The sequence below is a fragment of the Novosphingobium sp. NDB2Meth1 genome (assembly GCF_900117425.1).
Classification (GTDB): Bacteria; Pseudomonadota; Alphaproteobacteria; order Sphingomonadales; family Sphingomonadaceae; genus Novosphingobium.
Map to the genome: position 1 here is coordinate 1 of NZ_FPEH01000026.1, position 14,453 is coordinate 14,453.

The 14,453-nt window shown below is 59.7% G+C and carries 15 protein-coding genes; 8 read left to right on the top strand and 7 right to left on the bottom strand.

Translation table 11 applies throughout. The annotated features are described in order from the left end of the window. Positions 1-215: 215 nt before the first annotated feature. The 5 genes from NDB2M1_RS17340 to copC all read right to left on the bottom strand — a co-directional run bounded on the left by NDB2M1_RS17340 (position 216) and on the right by copC (position 5,175). On the bottom strand, positions 216-644 hold the full coding sequence (locus tag NDB2M1_RS17340) for a DUF411 domain-containing protein (RefSeq protein ID WP_072384102.1): 429 nt from the start codon (positions 642-644) through the stop codon (positions 216-218). Positions 645-705: 61 nt separating this feature from the next. Beyond that, complete coding sequence (locus tag NDB2M1_RS17345; RefSeq protein WP_253185935.1) at positions 706-1,389, bottom strand: PepSY domain-containing protein; 684 nt, start codon at positions 1,387-1,389, stop codon at positions 706-708. A gap of 73 nt (positions 1,390-1,462) precedes the next feature. After that, entirely contained in the window at positions 1,463-3,814 is a 2,352-nt protein-coding gene (locus NDB2M1_RS17350; RefSeq protein WP_072384104.1) for a heavy metal translocating P-type ATPase, read from the bottom strand. Positions 3,815-3,851: 37 nt separating this feature from the next. Continuing rightward, a complete protein-coding gene (gene copD / locus NDB2M1_RS17355) occupies positions 3,852-4,787 on the bottom strand; it encodes a copper homeostasis membrane protein CopD (RefSeq protein WP_072384105.1) in 936 nt (311 codons plus the stop codon). A gap of 4 nt (positions 4,788-4,791) precedes the next feature. After that, positions 4,792-5,175 (bottom strand): copper homeostasis periplasmic binding protein CopC, encoded by a 384-nt coding sequence (copC, locus tag NDB2M1_RS17360; RefSeq protein WP_072384153.1) that lies wholly within the window; start codon positions 5,173-5,175, stop codon positions 4,792-4,794. Positions 5,176-5,313: 138 nt separating this feature from the next. Here copC and NDB2M1_RS17365 point away from each other — a divergent pair, with 138 nt between their 5' ends. The 8 genes from NDB2M1_RS17365 to NDB2M1_RS17400 all read left to right on the top strand — a co-directional run bounded on the left by NDB2M1_RS17365 (position 5,314) and on the right by NDB2M1_RS17400 (position 12,364). Then, positions 5,314-5,586 (top strand): hypothetical protein, encoded by a 273-nt coding sequence (locus tag NDB2M1_RS17365; RefSeq protein ID WP_072384106.1) that lies wholly within the window; start codon positions 5,314-5,316, stop codon positions 5,584-5,586. 1 nt (position 5,587) lies between these two features. Continuing rightward, positions 5,588-6,022: a Spy/CpxP family protein refolding chaperone gene (locus tag NDB2M1_RS17370; RefSeq protein ID WP_072384107.1), complete on the top strand. Its 435-nt coding sequence runs from the start codon at positions 5,588-5,590 to the stop codon at positions 6,020-6,022. Beyond that, the gene (locus tag NDB2M1_RS17375; RefSeq protein WP_072384108.1) at positions 6,019-6,585 is read left to right on the top strand and encodes an RNA polymerase sigma factor; all 567 of its coding nucleotides are present in this window, start codon (positions 6,019-6,021) and stop codon (positions 6,583-6,585) included. Before NDB2M1_RS17370 ends, NDB2M1_RS17375 begins: the two co-directional genes overlap by 4 nt. A 67-nt stretch (positions 6,586-6,652) precedes the next feature. Then, positions 6,653-8,578 carry a copper resistance system multicopper oxidase gene (locus NDB2M1_RS17380; protein ID WP_072384109.1) on the top strand — a complete coding sequence of 642 codons (1,926 nt, stop codon included), beginning with the start codon at positions 6,653-6,655 and terminating at the stop codon, positions 8,576-8,578. After that, complete coding sequence (locus tag NDB2M1_RS17385; protein ID WP_072384110.1) at positions 8,575-9,678, top strand: copper resistance protein B; 1,104 nt, start codon at positions 8,575-8,577, stop codon at positions 9,676-9,678. Before NDB2M1_RS17380 ends, NDB2M1_RS17385 begins: the two co-directional genes overlap by 4 nt. A gap of 21 nt (positions 9,679-9,699) precedes the next feature. Then, entirely contained in the window at positions 9,700-11,223 is a 1,524-nt protein-coding gene (locus NDB2M1_RS17390) for a PAS domain-containing sensor histidine kinase (RefSeq protein WP_072384111.1), read from the top strand. Next, entirely contained in the window at positions 11,213-11,821 is a 609-nt protein-coding gene (locus NDB2M1_RS17395) for a response regulator transcription factor (protein WP_072384154.1), read from the top strand. Before NDB2M1_RS17390 ends, NDB2M1_RS17395 begins: the two co-directional genes overlap by 11 nt. Positions 11,822-11,914: 93 nt before the next feature. After that, positions 11,915-12,364 carry a response regulator gene (locus tag NDB2M1_RS17400; protein ID WP_072384112.1) on the top strand — a complete coding sequence of 150 codons (450 nt, stop codon included), beginning with the start codon at positions 11,915-11,917 and terminating at the stop codon, positions 12,362-12,364. A 13-nt stretch (positions 12,365-12,377) separates the two neighbouring features. Here NDB2M1_RS17400 and NDB2M1_RS17405 read toward each other — a convergent pair whose 3' ends face one another. Together NDB2M1_RS17405 and NDB2M1_RS17410 are read right to left on the bottom strand one after the other, a co-directional pair. Continuing rightward, positions 12,378-13,508, bottom strand: coding sequence for an MFS transporter (locus NDB2M1_RS17405; protein ID WP_072384113.1), 1,131 nt, complete (start codon positions 13,506-13,508; stop codon positions 12,378-12,380). A gap of 92 nt (positions 13,509-13,600) precedes the next feature. Next, positions 13,601-14,401, bottom strand: a complete 801-nt coding sequence (locus NDB2M1_RS17410; protein WP_019053892.1) for a copper resistance protein B — start codon at positions 14,399-14,401, stop codon at positions 13,601-13,603. Positions 14,402-14,453 lie beyond the last annotated feature (52 nt).

The window sequence follows — 14,453 nt, forward strand, 5'->3', positions numbered from 1 at the left end:
AGGGCCATTCTGTCGTCGGTCATCGTCTTCTTCTCCAGGTTCGAGTTCGCATCCGAACCCTACCAGAAGATCGACGGTGGCCACCCTCTCAGAGAAACCTTCCTACACCACCCCGTGGGACACGACCGCCATTACCACAATGGAGGGGATGTCAGGTGCAGCACAAAAAATCAGGATGAACCGAATTTAAGACCTGCAAATAGCAACTCTGCGGGTCAATGTCTTGCATAGATCCGCGTCCCGCCGCCACCGAAGGCGATAACGTTGTATCGCTGGGCCGGAACGCCCGGAACTTCCATTCCCGCAGACCCCAGAGGCATCCCCGCAACAGCCAAGCCCTTAACTCCGGCAGGCCGCAGCTTGAGCACCCGCTGCATGTCGGAAACTGGCACATGGCCTTCAAAGATCATCCCGTCGATAATGGCGGTGTGGCACGATACCAATGCGCTCGGGACGCCGGAATTGCGTTGGAAGGCCACCCTGTTGCGATCATCGATCACCCTCACATTGCGACCAAAGGCCTTCTTCACCTGCGCCGCCCACTTTTCGCAGCAACCGCAACCCGGATCACGGTGCATTACCACATCACTTGCGGCAAGCGCGGGGCTCGCAAGCAAAGCCAAACCCAGAATAAATGATTTCACTTCGTACCTCCATTCATTCGGAATCAATGAAACACAAGCGCAACTCTTGCCTTGAATTGGGTCAAATTGTCGTTCGGCGCCTTCTTATCTTGATAGGGAATCGCATGATGAGGAGCGCGAGGCCGGTGAGAGCAAAAATCACGCCCGAGGCGGCGAATGACACAAGCCAGGTGTTGTTGAAATTGTCGTGCTCCTTCCAGTCCATGATGTGCAAGCCCCACAAGAAGTCGTAGACCCGCCAGGTGCTGGTCCGGACCGCGAGGATCCTCCCGGTCTCACCGGAAACATAGACGTGCGTTGTACCGTCGATGGCAACTTGCCATGCTGGTAACGGTCCCCGAAATTCCGGTGAAAGGTCCTCGACCTGGGTGACTTTGAGCGCAGGGTTTCCGCCACCCTTCCAGCTTTCCCGAGCTATTTCAGCCGCCTGATCCATAGCGATCCTTGGCATTCGGACGCCGGTGGACGGATCGAACAACAAGGTCCTTCCGTTTGTCTTCGCTTCGGCCATCAGGCGGCCGTGGTGCATGCGAAGAGTAAGCTCCTCGACTGGGCCGGGTATAGTGCTCAGCAACTCGCCAAGCGGGCGCACAGCCGAAATGCCAGCAATTGGCGACTGTTGGGCCTTGCGATCGACAAGGTGTTCTCCGCGCACGCGCTCTATGGGCAAAGCGCTCATCACAAGGCCGCTCGTCATCCAGATGAGGACCTGCAGTCCAATGATCAGCGACAGCCATTTGTGCATGCGGCTGGCTGTCAAATGCACTCTGGTACGAAGGGATCTCATGAAAATCTGACGTCCTGTTGTCGCGGCTTGCTCAAATGGTGGCCCGGTTAAGTCGAAGCGCATTCGTCACGACGCTAACGGATGACAGCGCCATCGCTCCCGCCGCAATCATTGGTGAGAGAAGGATGCCGAACAGCGGATAGAGAAGACCTGCCGCCACCGGCACGCCGGCGGCATTGTAGATAAAGGCAAACACCAGATTCTGGCGGATGTTCGACATTGTCGCTTGGCTCAGGCGGCGGGCGCGAACGATGCCCATAAGATCGCCCTTGAGCAGCGTGACGCCGGCACTTTCGATGGCGACGTCAGTCCCTGAGCCCATGGCGATCCCAACGTCGGCCGCCGCAAGCGCCGGGGCATCATTCACGCCGTCACCTGCCATGGCAACCACGCGGCCCTCGCTCTTCAAGCGCGCGACAACAGCGCTCTTCTGATCGGGGAGAACGTCCGCCTCGACTTCGTCGATCCCGAGCCTGCGCGCGACCGCCTCTGCCGTGGTCCGGTTGTCACCCGTCAGCATGACCACGCGGATGCCTTCGCGGCGCAAGGCATCAAGTGCCTCGGGTGTCGTCGGCTTCACCGGATCGGCGATCGCGATGGCACCAGCGGCCTGTCCATCAATGCCGACAAAGATAGCCGTCGCGCCCTCGCGTCGCAGATCGTCCGCTGCTGCCGTAAGCGCAGCCGTGTCGATGTTCTGCTCCGTCAAAAAACGTGCGTTGCCGAGTACGATCCGCTTGCCCTCGACTGTGCCCAGAGCGCCGCGCCCGGTGGGGGAGTCGAACTCGGCAACCTGCGCCAGCACGAGGCTGCGCGCCTTTGCTGCGTCGACGATGGCGAGCGCAAGCGGATGCTCGGACGATTGCTCGACCGCCGCAGCAAGACGCAGAACGTCCTCTTCTGTGTGACCGGCTGAGGGCACAATTGCAGTGACCGCAGGACGCCCCATCGTAAGCGTCCCGGTCTTGTCGACCACCAGCGTGTCGACCTTTTCCATGCGCTCCAGCGCTTCGGCATTCTTGATGAGCACGCCAAGGCCAGCGCCTCGTCCTACGCCGACCATGATCGACATCGGCGTGGCGAGGCCAAGTGCGCAAGGGCAAGCGATGATCAGCACAGCGACCGCCGCAACCAGGCCATAGGCGAAGCGCGGCTCTGGTCCCCAGATGCCCCATCCCACGAAGGCAAGAACGGCGATAGCAATCACCACAGGCACGAACCAGCCCGAGACCTGATCGGCCATGCGCTGTATCGGCGCCCGAGAGCGCTGTGCCTCAGCGACCATCTGGACGATGCGGGCGAGCATGGTATCGCGGCCAACCTTCGTTGCGGCAATCACCAATGCGCCAGTCTGGTTGAGCGTCCCGCCGATAACGGCGTCACCCTTAGCCTTGGTAACGGGCATGGATTCGCCGGTCACCATGGATTCATCAAGCGACGAGCGGCCGTCCTCGACAATTCCGTCGACAGGCACCTTTTCGCCAGGACGGACACGCAAGCGATCACCGACCCCTATAGCTTCGAGGCTGACCTCCTCATCGCTGCCATCGGCAAGAAGGCGGCGCGCGGTCTTGGGTGCAAGGCCAAGCAATGCCTTGATTGCGCCAGAAGTGCGCTCGCGGGCCCTGAGTTCCAGGACCTGCCCCAGGAGAACCAGCACGGTGATCACCGCAGCGGCTTCGAAATAGACGGCAACACTCCCATCGGCATTGCGGAACGCCGGTGGGAACAACTCAGGCGCAAGCGCCGCGAACATACTGTAGACCCATGCGACCCCGGTGCCCATCGCGATCAGGGTAAACATGTTGAGGTTTCGGGTCTTGAGCGATGCCCAACCCCGCACGAAAAAGGGCCAACCCGCCCAAAGCACGACCGGCGTAGCCAACACGAGTTGGATCCAGGTCGAGAGCCGCATCGGTACGATGTGATGAAGCGCGGGGAAAATGTGGCCGGCCATCTCCAGCACCAGCACGGGCAGCGCCAGTATAAGGCCGATCTTGAACCGCCGGGTCATGTCGATCAGTTCGCGGCTGGGCCCGCTGTCGAGACCGACTTCGGCAGGCTCAAGTGCCATGCCGCAGATCGGGCAAGCCCCCGGGTGATCCTGCCGCACCTCGGGGTGCATCGGACAGGTCCAGATCGTCCCAGCAGGCGCATCGACGGGCTCGGGTGGTGTCAGGTACTGCTCGGGATCAGCAACAAATTTGGTGCGGCACTTGGCGCTGCAAAAGTGCCACTCTTGATCACCATGATGTGCATGATGAAGGGTCGCGGACGGATCTACAGTCATTCCGCAAACAGGATCACGTACAAAAACCGGTTGGTGATTTGCAGCGAGTCCATTGTCGCCATGCTGATGGCCGCCAGAGTGATTAGGAGTCATGTGTCTGTTCTCCAGCTGCCGCGCTCATCAGAAGGCATCACGACGCTACCGGCGTTGTGTTCGGTGCCAACGTCCCGAGCCATGCTACCAGGACCAGTATCCCGATCCCCAAGCCAAATTCCAGAACAATGCTCCGTCGCAGCGGCTTTAGCGCTCGCTCAGGATCACCATTCTCGACGGCTGCGGAGAGGGCCGGCGTGAGCCGCAACCGGTTCACTCCGGCCAACCCGAGCATGCCGACAAACAAGACCATTTTCAGGGCCAGCAACTGGCCATAAGGTGCCGCCAAAGCGGCCCAGGGATCTCCGTCGCGCAAAATGAAAAAAGCATTTGCGAGACCCGTCAGCAGTAAAATCACAACCAATGAAGATCCAACAGTTGCAAAGTCGGCAAGCACCCTGCACGTCTGCCTTGCCTCGTCAACTTGACCACTTCCCGCGCGAAACAGCATCCACAAGAATCCTGCCAATGCGCCGATCCAGGTGGAGGCTGCGAGGAGGTGAAGTATGTCGGCTGCCAGATGTACCCATCCGACCGTCCCATCGGTCGCCGCACCGTGACCGGACCAGGTTAGGGTGGCCAAAGCCACCCCGCTTGCCAATGCCTGGACCGCCGAACTGGACAAACGCCACAGGGCGGCTGCAACAGCCATGATAATCACTGCCAATAGAGCGGCGAGGCGGACCTTGAGTGCCAGACCTAGAGCTGTTTCCCCAAGCAGGGATTGAACAGTGGCCTTGTCCACCTCGGCAAACGGTACACCGGCCATGCTGCTGACTTGCACGGCGAAGCCAAGAACCGACAGCGCCGCCGCCGAAGCTGCGACGATCAGCAATGCCACCGCATGTCGGACATTTGCATCGGACGGGCGATCACTGCCGAGTGACAGGCGCTTGAATGCGGTCAGCCCGAACAATAGGCCAAGACTTACGAACAGCGCCCATCTCAGGGCTATGATCCCCCAGTCCTCCACGCGATCAGCGCACAGTAAAAGCGAGAGTGCCGTTGATGCGGTGCGTATCGCTCGAGACGACGTGCCACTGCACGCTATAAGTTCCTGCCATGAGGGGCCGCCCGAATGTAGCGACCAGGGTCTTGCCATCCTCGCTGACCGAAGTCTTGTAACCGGTCATTTTCATGCTGTGGTTGGGCATACCTGGCATACCGGTCATGGTGACTTCCATCCCCGAAACAGCGGCAACGAGGCGCTCATTGAACGTCAGGGTGATGCGGTTGGTCGGGGCGATGGCAGCCTTGTCGGCCGGCTGTGCCGTCACGAGCGCGGGGTGAGCAAACGCCGGCGTGGCGATCGCTGCTCCAGCGACGAGGATGCTTGCAATCAAACTGCGAAACTTTTGCATGAATTGCTCCTTCAGGGGCTCAGGGTACCCATGGAAAATACGCGCCGCGTCCGGATACCCCTCAAATTTTTCTCGGGCGGCGTGAGGGCATTTCACCTTTGCTACGTATTCAACCATGGATATGGGAGATTTTGAGCCATGACAGACCTTGATCGACTTCTCGAACGACTGCGCGACGAGCCGCCCCCCGCTCGCCTCACGTTGATTGACGAAGCTGTCATGTCGGAGCTCGCCAGACGGCGGGCCATCGTTCCCATCAACCGAACAGGCCTCAGCCTGGCGGCAGCGATCGCTCTGTTCATCGGGGTTGGTGGTTCGATGTTGTCCGGTGCACGTGCCGACGCCGCTCCCATTTCCCCTCTCGGCGTTCCGGCCGCTCTGGCACCCTCAACCTTGCTGACGTCGCGCTGACATGGCTTGGCGGAAGACCCTCGTTTTCGCGCTCGTTGTATTCGCATTCGCGGTCATAGGGACACTTGCAGGTCAGGCCTTGATCCGGACTGCCTCGCCGGAAAGCGAGTTGCACGAGACGCTGCATCATCAGCTCGAACTCGATGCCAAACAGGAAGCTCAGATCGAAGTGATCGAGCAACGATATGCGGTGCGTCGCCAGACTCTGGAACTGGAGCTTCGCGCGGACAACGCACGTCTCGCCGAGGCGATTGAGTCCGAGCATGGCTATGGCCCAAAGGTGTCCGAAGCAATCGACCGGTCGCACGATGCGATGGGCCAGATGCAGAAAGAAACACTCGAACATATTTTTGCGATGCGATCCGTCCTGACTCCGGAACAGGCGGCTAAATTTGACCGGGCGATCGTCAAGGCGCTCACAGGCAGGGAGCGGTGACTGGGCGACTCGCCGAGCTTGAAGATCAGGACTTGGCTTCGTTAGCCATCGGCGGGAACCAGACCGCTTGTAGCGAGCTTGTCCGCCGTCATCGTGATTGGGTGTACAGGCTTGTTCGCGCGCAGATCGGCGATGCGGATGAAAGCCTGGATGTCACACAGGGGGCATTCATCGCGGCGTTTAGCGCCCTTGACCGCTTTGATCGTGCGCGCCCTTTCAAGCAATGGCTGGCCCGCATAGCGCTGAACAAGTGCAAGGACTGGAGGCGGCGCGCGCTGGTGCGCAGGTTCATGCGGGCGGCAGCGCCTTTGACCGAAGCTGAAGAGGTGGCTGATCCGGCCCCGCGAGCTGACATCACGGCCTCGGACCGATCAGAGTTAAGTGAAACCCTGAAGGCAATTTCCGAATTGCCCGCTTCATTGCGCGAACCCCTAATCCTCCGGACCATTGATGCGCACACACAGGCGGAAACCGCACAGATCCTCGGATTGAGCGAGAAGGCCGTCGAAGCGAGGGTTTATCGGGCGCGGGCGCGGTTGATGGACAAACTCAAAAAAGTTTGAGGGGTTGAGCATCGGGGTGCGTATTCATTTTGAAGTGGCTCCAAACCCCATAGGCAGAAACACCCCCATGACGACAATCGTCGGACGTAGAGATATCCTTCGTGGATCAGCGCTGGTGGGAGGGGGTATCGCACTTGCCTCCTTCTTTCCGGCCTGGGCCAAACCTGTATCCTCCGGCATCGCAGCGCCGCTGCCCACCGTTAGCGGCGAAGACATCAAACTGACAATCGCGCGCCAATCGGTGATGATTGACGGGAAGACATTCCGGGCGATCGGTGTGAACGGCACGGTGCCTGCTCCGCTCATCCGACTGCGCGAAGGTCAGCGGGTGCGGTTGCACGTTCACAATCAGCTAAACGAGGACAGTTCGATCCACTGGCACGGCCTGCTCGTTCCGCCACAATATGATGGTGTGCCGGGAGTGTCCTTTCCCGGGATCAGGCCGGGCGGAACCTATCTTTATGAGTTCGATGTAAAACAGAACGGCACGTACTGGTACCATAGCCACTCCGGGTTGCAGGAACAGGAAGGCCACTACGGACCGATCGTGATCGATCCGGCGGGGACGGATCCCGTCCAATATGACCGGGAGCATGTCATTGTGCTTGCGGACCATAGCCCGCTCTCTCCCGCTGCGATCTTCCGCCGACTGAAGGCTAATCCGGGCCACTTCAACTTTCAGCGTCAGACCTTGTCAGGTTTGCTCGGGGGGCGAGATCAGCCCCTCAAGGAGCGCCTTGACTGGGGAAAGATGCGCATGGATCCGGCCGATATCTCGGACGTGACCGGCTCGACCTATACCTTCCTCGTCAACGGCTACGGACCGGAAGACAATTGGACAGCCCTCTTCAAACCAGGCGAGCGAGTGCGCCTGCGGGTGATCAATGCGTCAGCTATGACCACCTTCAATGTCAGAATCCCGGGTCTCTCCCTGCAGATCGTGCAGGCAGACGGGCAAAATGTCATGCCTGTCGATGTTGACGAGTTCCAAATCGGGGTTGCTGAGACCTACGACGTTATCGTCCGCCCCACAGCGGACTTGGCCTATACCTTTGTCGGCGAATCCGTCGATCGTTCTGGCATGGCCCGTGCCACATTGGCCCCGCGCCCGGGCATGCGCGCTGCGGTTCCGGCCCTTCGCAAGCGCCCTCTGGCGACGATGAAGGACATGGGAATGGACATGCCCGGCATGGGGGGGATGGACATGAAGGACCGCGAGGGCGACCCGACCGGCGAACAGAACGCGTCCGCAAGTCTGGCAACGGCTGCCGCGGTTGCCGGATCGGCCATGGCGATGGGGAGCGCAAGTGAGCCATCTGCCGCCGCAGACATGTCGGGAATGGATCACTCCTCGATGGCCGGCATGGACCATGGCGGCATGGCGGGAATGGACGGAGCGTCCGGGATGGCGGACCATTCAGGCCACCAGATGGGATCAATGAATATGCGCGACTTCGGCAATGCGCCGCAAGTCAAGCGTGACCCTGGAGTCCAGACAATCTCCCCCATGCCAGTCGATCGCATGGGGGACCGGGGACAGGGCCTGCAGGATGTCGGCCACAGGGTGCTCGTTTATACAGACCTTATAGCACTCGAGCGAAATCCCGACGTCAGGGCTCCGTCGCGCAGCCTCGATATCCATCTTACCGGGAACATGGAACGCTTTATGTGGTCGTTCGACGGGCGGAAGATGTCAGACGTTCATGAGCCGATCCCTTTCACCGAAGGCGAGAGGGTGCGCGTCAATCTGATCAATGATTCCATGATGGCGCACCCCATCCATATTCATGGACACTTCTTCGAATTGGTCACCGGCCATGGCGACCGTGCGCCAAGAAAGCACACAGTTATCGTGCAACCTGGCGGGATCGCCACTTGGGACTTCACGGCCGATGCTGTCGGCGACTGGGCATTCCACTGTCATCTCCTTTACCACATGCATGCTGGCATGATGCGCGTTGTCAGTGTCCGTCCCAAGGGAGACGCGGCATGAGCACGCTTCGCACAGCATTAATAACGGCGGCCACCTTAGGCCTGTCCGTTCCGGCGTGGGCACAGGACCATTCGATGGACAACATGCCGGGCATGGAAATGCCGGCTCCAAAAAAGGCAGCCCCCAAAAAAGCCAAGGCGTCTCCCGCAAAACCAAAGCGAGCGACGCCTGCTCCCGTCGAGAAACCCCCGGCACCTGCAGCCCTGCCTGCGGCACCTGAGGTCGATCACAGCAAAATGAACCACGGACCAACAAGCGACGCCGTGATGGACCATGGGACAATGGGCGAAATGCCGATGCCAGCTGCGGAAGGCGAAGCGGCCCCAGAAGGCATGGCCATGTCGGGCACGGCATTGCCTGCTGGAAGTGCGCCGCCACCCCCTGTCCCAACGGATCGCTATGCCGACCGTCAATTCCCTTCCGACGAAATGGCGCGCGCTCATGCGGAAATGATGAAGGAGAGCGGGGGGCTCAATTTCGGCGCGGCACTTCTCAACATCGCAGAATATCAGGCTCATCGCGGCCGTGATGGCTATCGCTGGGATGGCGAGGCCTGGTACGGCGGTGACATCAATAGGCTGTGGATCAAGAGCGAAGGTGAAGGCGAGCTTCGCCGTGGTCTGGACAGTGGCGACGTGCAGCTTCTGTACAGCCATGCCATCGACCCCTACTTCAATCTGCAGGCCGGTGTCCGGCAGGATATAGGGCCATTACCGCGCCGCACCTATGCAACCGTTGGCTTCGAGGGGCTGGCTCCGGGGATGTTCGAGGTCGAAGGAGCCGTCTTCCTGTCGAACAAGGGCGAAGTTATCGGCCGACTTGAGGGCTATTACGACCAGCGCATAACGCAGCGCCTCGTTTTCCAGCCACGCGTCGAACTCAATCTGTCCGCGCAGGACATTCCGGAGATCGCGATTGGCTCTGGCCTGTCAAATGTCGAACTCGGCGCGCGGCTCAGATACGAGATCAAGCGTCAGTTCGCGCCCTACATTGGCGTTTCGTATTACCGCAAACTTGGAGACACAGCCAGCTACGCGAGGGCTCGCGGGGAAGATGTTCACGCCACAAGCTTCGTGGCGGGCGTCCGGTTCTGGTTTTAATCTGGAGGCGAACAAAGGGGCATGGATGAAATTGCCGGCGGCAATGCGGAACTGAGCGATCTTGTGCGCCTTGCGTTTGCGCAATCGGCGAAGCACGTTCAGCTCATTCTTGATCCGCACGGAAAGATCCTCGCGCTCAATGGCGAAGGCCATCGAGCGGACCAATGGGCGTCTGCCGAGTGCGTGGGCAGCTCGCACGAGTTGTTCTATTCATCTGAAGAAAAGGCCGCGGGCCTGCCGGATATTGATCTGGCCACAGCGGCGCGCGAGGGTGGCTACGAGCGGGAAATGTGGCGTTTACGGCGCTCGGGCACAGAATATCTGTCGCGAATGACGATTACGGCCTTGCAACAAGAGAGCACTCTGCACGGCTTCCATGTCATGGCCCGGGATATCACGCACGAGGCGGCCATCCGGGCGGCGAATGACACGCGTGAGCAGCACCTCCAGTCGATCCTGGATACCGTCCCGGACGCGATGATCGTCATCGACGAGCTCGGAGTGATCGTGTCTTTCAGTGCCGCGGCACAGCGTCTCTTCGGATATGAAGAGGGTGAAGTCGTGGGCTGCAATGTGAGCTGCCTGATGCCTGCGCCCGACAAGGAGCGGCATGACGACTATATCCGGCATTACCGAGAAGGAGGAGAGCCTCGTATTATCGGGACCGGACGCACTGTGACAGGCCGTCGTCGTGACGGAACAGACTTTCCCATGCATCTCTCGGTCGGCGTCGCCGGGCATCACGGAGACCGCGTCTTTACTGGCTTCATCCGAGATCTCTCCCAGAAAGAACGCGACGATCTCAAAATGCGCGAGCTGCAGGCCGAACTGATCCATGTGTCGCGTCTCAGCGCGATGGGGACCATGGCATCCACCCTGGCGCATGAACTGAATCAGCCGCTGACGGCAATTGCCAACTACCTTGAGGAAACGAGAGACATTCTCTCTGATCCTCAAGGCACCCCGATGGCGATAGTTCAGGAGGCCCTGTCGGAGGCGGCCAAGGAGACCTTTCGGGCCGGTTTCATTGTCAGGCGTCTGCGTGAATTTGTCGCGCGCGGTGAAGTCGACAAGGATGTTGAGGATCTGCGCCTAGTTATCGACGACGCAGCCCAGCTGGCGCTTGCGGGCGCCAAGGAAAGGGGTGTTCGCGCCCTAGTGAACCTTGATCCGCACGCGAGGCATGTGTTGGTGGACAAGGTCCAGATCCAGCAAGTCCTGGTCAATTTACTCCGAAACGCCGTCGAAGCGATGGCCTCGTCAACAGTCCGGGATCTTCATATCGCAACCTGCAAGCGTCCCGACGGGTTCATCGAGATCAGCGTTCGGGATACGGGGCCGGGTGTCGCCGCAGAAATCAGGCCCCGCCTTTTCGAAGCCTTCGTCAGCAGCAAGATTGACGGGATGGGGCTGGGGCTATCGATTTGCCGAACGATCGTTGAGGCCCACGGTGGACGCATTGCAGCAGAATATCCGGACGATGGCGGCACCATTTTCAAGTTCACCCTGATCGATGCCGATGCGGAGGAAGATGATGAACGCTGACCGCGTTGTGCACCTTGTGGATGACGAGGAGGCAATCCGGAAATCAGCCGGGTTTGTACTCTCCCGAGCCGGCTACAAGGTTCATCCCCACAATTCTGGCGTGGAGTTTCTCAAGCAAGCAAAACACGCTCCAATTGGCTGCGTTTTGCTGGACGTGCGGATGCCGGACATGGATGGGCTCGAGGTTCAGCGGGTGATGGCCGAGCGCGGGATCAACATGCCGGTGATCGTACTGACCGGACATGGTGATGTAACCACGGCTGTGCAGGCCATGAAGGCCGGCGCCGTCGAGTTTCTCGAAAAGCCTTTTGAAAAGGCCTCACTGCTCGATGCATTGGAGCGCGCATTCGGGCGACTGGAGCAGAATGACGCGCGTGAAATCGAAGAGCGGGAGGCTCGCACCAAGATTGCAGCGTTGACACCGCGCGAACGGGAAATTCTCGAAGGCCTCGCCAAGGGCTACCCGAACAAGACGATTGCATATGACCTTGGCTGCTCGTCCCGCACGGTCGAAGTGCACAGGGCGAGCCTGATGCAGAAGCTGGACGTCCACAGCCTTTCCGATCTTCTGCGAATAGCGATTGCAGCGGGCCTTTAGCGGATTCGAGCCGCGGTTGCGATATCTACGTACGGACTGCTTTCGCGCACTCTGCGACTGTCGCTGGTATCGATTTTCACAATCTCGGAACCCATGTCCGACGGACTCATCAATCTCGACGTTAAGCTGCTCAAGGTTCTCGTCACCGACGATGAAGCTGGCATTCGCCGATCGCTGCAACTTTTGCTGTACGCGAAGGGCTACGACGCGCACTGTTACACCACCGCGTCTGCCTTACTGGCAGATCACGAGGCGCGCTCGGCCGATTGCATCATCGCCGACTACAACATGCCTGATATCGATGGCCTCAGTTTACTCCAAGCGCTCCGGAAAACCGGCTGGCACGGGGACGCCATCTTGATTACGGCCTATTGCAGCGATGACCTGACGCGGCGCGCCAAGGCTTGCGGATATGCCGAAGTTATCGCGAAACCCTTTATCAGGAAGCCCATCCTCGACGCACTGCAACGCTTCTGCGAATGTCGTCAGGCTGGCGATTGTGCGCATCAAGGCGGCGGTTGCGCACCTGATTGCGATTGCTGAACGCGCCCCGGACTTATCCGGTTGAAGTATCCTTGCGCCAGACGAGTGGGAGCGCAAAGAGCAAGACCGTACAAACGGCGATAATGCTCCAGAGGACAGTTTTGTGCCATTCGCTGCGTAGGAATGCCGTCGCGATTGGAACGCCCACTTGGCTAATGCTCGCAAAGCCGTGCTGAAGACCAAGTCTGAAGCCCGAACGCTTTCTAGAGCTGCTGATCCAGAAGCTGGCAATCAGCCGCAAAGTCGCTGCACTCCACCCCGCAGCAAAGATTGTGGCCGCAATGGCAGGACCAGTGCGCGCGGCGGAGAATTGCCAAAGCGCGATGCCTTGCACGATCAACATCACCGCCGCGAGGCCGACAGGCCGATCGACAAGCCAGTTGAACCGGGCATGGAAGCCTTGGGCACCCAACATGGCCAGACCGCATAGACTGAGCATCCATGCGATATGCTCACGCTGGAACAGCGCATCGGGGCGATGCAGAACAAGGCTGAGATGAATGGCTGCGAGGCCGCCCGTTCCGGTGATTGTAAGACCCAGCAACAGTAAGACGAGCGACGTCGAATTGTCATTTGTGGGCAGGTCGTCGTGGGGCACTCGACAATAGTGGCTCTCGGACGATCCAACCATCACCACGGAGCCCACTAAGCCCATGCCGATACCGAAAGCCAGAAGCGGCAGCTCGGGTAATATCCGTGCCGATCCCTCGGCAAGGAGGGGACCCGCAAAGTCTCCAAGGAACAAGGAGGCTGTCAGTATCGTAAAAAGGCCCGCCTTCTCATGCGGATCGCAGGCGACTTGATGGCCGACCAGAAGGCAGAGCGGAACAATCGCGCCAAAAGCCAATCCCGCGACGGCACGCAGACCATATAACACAACAAGTGACGTAGCACCGGTGAGCGCCGTGGATACCGCCAGCGCCATGACTGCAAAAAACAGAAACAATTGGAATCGGTAGCGGTCGGCAAGTGCCCCGGCGAAAGGGGCCGCAATCATGCCGCCCAGCGGGAAAATGGCGCTCAGAACGGCCACGTGCATCGCGTGATTGATCGCGCCCCTGCCCCCAAGTTCCTGGTCAACAAGGTCAGGGAGCCAGGGGAGAAATGCCGTGTTTGCCGCAGCTGCCGCACCTACTGCCAGCATTGCAGGAGCCACGGCTACTTTCACGGATCGGCGGGGCGGACTGTCAGTGTTCAGACGGGTTCCAGTATGTGCAGAGAGCTTGGGACCTCCCCTTACCACCACAAACGCAGACCAGCTACAAACCGGTGCTCGCCTGGTCCTTCTCCACGCGACCGCCTGAAATCAGCAGTGCCCCCGAGCGCTCGTTCCCAGACATAGCCGATGTACGGTGCGAACTTGCGCGAAACCTCGTAGCGCATACGCGCGCTCAATTCGACGTTGCTGAACCCGCTGCCCAACTCGCGATCTAGGGATTGCTTGCTATAGACATTGGCCTCGACCTGAGGGGTGAGGATCAAACGATTGGTCAGCAGCGCTTCATAAGACAACTTGGCACGAGCCGCCAAGCGCCCGTCCGAGCCTACATAGCCCGTCAACTGCACATCAAACCAATACGGGGCCAAACCCTCTACGCCGGCAGCAAGCCAGGTAGTCGCTCCCTTGCCGATATCCTGGCGCACACCGACCAACGTTCCCCAATAAGGCCCGGTCGAATGCCACCAGAGGGCTTCGGCGCTCGATTCGGGATCAAGCCGTTCTTCCTTGCTATTTTTGAGGCCCTGAGACCTGAGCCATAATTTGTTGCTGTCGGTTCCATTGGTCACCAGGACCGACCAACCGATACCCTGACCTTCGTTGCCACTGGCAAACTCCAGTTCGTCTACGAGAACTTTCGGGATCGAGATCTGATCGGCCATTTCGTAGTTGGGCAAAGTCGAATTGCGGTAGCCGTCAGAATAATCGTCGGAGTTTCGCGCGTCCGCAGGGGCCTTGCCGCCCTGCATCCCGCCCATCTCCATTTTCGTGGGAGCAGCGGGCATATCCATGCCCTGCATGTCTCCCGACATATCCATGCCGGAATGATCTTCCTTCGGCGCAGGAGAAGCTTCCTGTGCGGCCGCGGGA